General features: G+C 66.6%; 3 protein-coding genes. All 3 read right to left on the bottom strand.

Features of this window, described 5'->3' with window-relative positions:
- A partial coding sequence (locus tag LQV45_RS29640) for a Gfo/Idh/MocA family oxidoreductase (protein ID WP_230010696.1) occupies nucleotides 1-583 on the bottom strand: 583 nt, incomplete at its 3' end.
- A complete protein-coding gene (locus tag LQV45_RS29635; RefSeq protein WP_290370353.1) occupies nucleotides 583-1,389 on the bottom strand; it encodes an amino acid ABC transporter ATP-binding protein in 807 nt (268 codons plus the stop codon). The genes LQV45_RS29635 and LQV45_RS29640, both read right to left, overlap by 1 nt.
- A partial coding sequence (locus LQV45_RS29630; RefSeq protein WP_230010694.1) for an ABC transporter permease subunit occupies nucleotides 1,386-1,806 on the bottom strand: 421 nt, incomplete at its 5' end. The genes LQV45_RS29635 and LQV45_RS29630, both read right to left, overlap by 4 nt.

The raw sequence follows: 1,806 nt of genomic DNA, 5'->3' as shown, positions 1-1,806 counted from the left end.
GGTGGGCACCGAGGTCGTTGAGGATGCCGCCGCCATCGGGCACGGCGGCGGTGTCCCGCCAGTTTCCGAAGCCCTCCGGCCGCCACCATTCGAAGCGCGACTCGAAGCTGCGGACCTCGCCCAGCGCTCCTTCCCCGATAAGCTTCTGAAGCGTCAGGAAATCGGCGTCCCAGCGCCGGTTCTGAAATACCGTGAGCTGCACGCCGGCGTCGGCCGCCCGGGAGATGAGCTCCTGCCCCTGGCCCGGCGTGGTGACGAACGGTTTGTCCACCACCACGTGGAGGCCATGGGCGATGGCCGTTGCGGCGAGGTCGAAGTGGGTCAGCGGTGGCGTTCCGAGGACCACCAGATCGAGGTCACCGGACAGCGCAAACAGGTCCTCCGGCGTCGGGACGATCCGGGTGTCCGGGTAGAGCCTTGCCGCCTCCGAGGCGCGGTCCTGATCCGCCGTGACGATCACGTCCAGCGAGTAGTTGGCATCCGCCGCGATCAGCGGTGCGTGGAAGACTTTGCCCGAGATGCCGAACCCCACGACGGCGGTGCGGATGGGTGCTGCCGCGGTGTTTCCCTTCAGGGTCTCCATCAGAGCACTTCCGAGAGGAATCGCTGGAGGCGTTCGCTTTGCGGGTTGTCGAAGAGGTCGGCGGGCGTGCCGGACTCGACGACCTCGCCTTCGTCCATGAAGACAACCTGGTCGGCGACTTTGCGGGCAAAACCCATCTCGTGCGTGACCACCAGCATGGTCATGCCGCGGCGGCCCAGGCCTGCCATGAGGTTCAGCACGCCCTTGACCAGTTCCGGGTCCAGGGCGCTGGTGGCCTCGTCGAAGAGCATGACTTCCGGTTCCATGGCCAGGGCTCGGGCAATCGCGACGCGCTGCTGCTGTCCGCCGGAGAGGTCGCGGGGGCGGTGGTCGGCGCGTTCGGCAAGACCGACCTCGGCTAGGCGGCGCCGGGCGCGTTCCCTGGCTTCGGCCTTGGGCATGCCCTTGACGCTCCAGAGGGCCAGCGCCACGTTCTCGAGGGCGGTGTGGTCCGGGAAGAGGTTGAAGTGCTGGAACACCATGCCGATGCGGCTGCGCAGGAGGTCCGGTTTGACCTGCAGGGCGCTCTCGCCGGCCAGGAGCACGTCCCCGCTCTTGGGTTCGTGAAGCCGGTTGACGCCGCGCAGGAGAGTGGATTTGCCGGAGCCGGAGGGCCCGATGATGCAGGTGGTGGTGCCCGGGGCGACGTTGAGGCTGACATTGCGGAGCACCTCGACGTCGCCGTAGGCCATGGTCAGGTTCTGCAGTTCCAGGCTGGAGCCGTGGAACGTCTCGATGTCCGGGACTGATTCTTTGGCATTGCTGGCGGTGTTGGTGCTGCTTGCGGTGTTGCTGGCGAGGCTCATGTGTTGCTCCCGGTGGTCAGCGGTGAAGCCGCGGCGAGTTCTTTGACTTCCTTGAGACCGCTGCTGGGTGCGGCGGGGCGGCGTCGGCCGGTGCGGAAGCGGTTATCGAAGTAATTGACCAGATGGGTCAGCGGAACCGTGATCAGCAGGTAGAAGATGCCGGCCATGACCAGGGGCGAGAGGTTGCCGGAAAGCACGGCGGCGTCCTGGCCCACGCGGAAGAGCTCGCGTTCCGTGACCAGCAGGCCCAGGAAATAAACCAGCGAGGAGTCCTTGACGATCGCGATGAACTGGTTCACCAGCGCTGGCAGGACCCGGCGGACTCCTTGCGGAACCACCACCAGGGCCATGGACTTCGCGTAGCTCATGCCCAGCGCGCGGCAGGCCTCACCCTGGCCTTTGTCCACGCTCTGGATA

Source organism: Microbacterium sp. Bi128, from assembly GCF_918698205.1.
The sequence above is the reverse complement of the archived record's forward strand: the minus strand, read 5'-3'. Positions and strand labels throughout refer to the sequence as shown.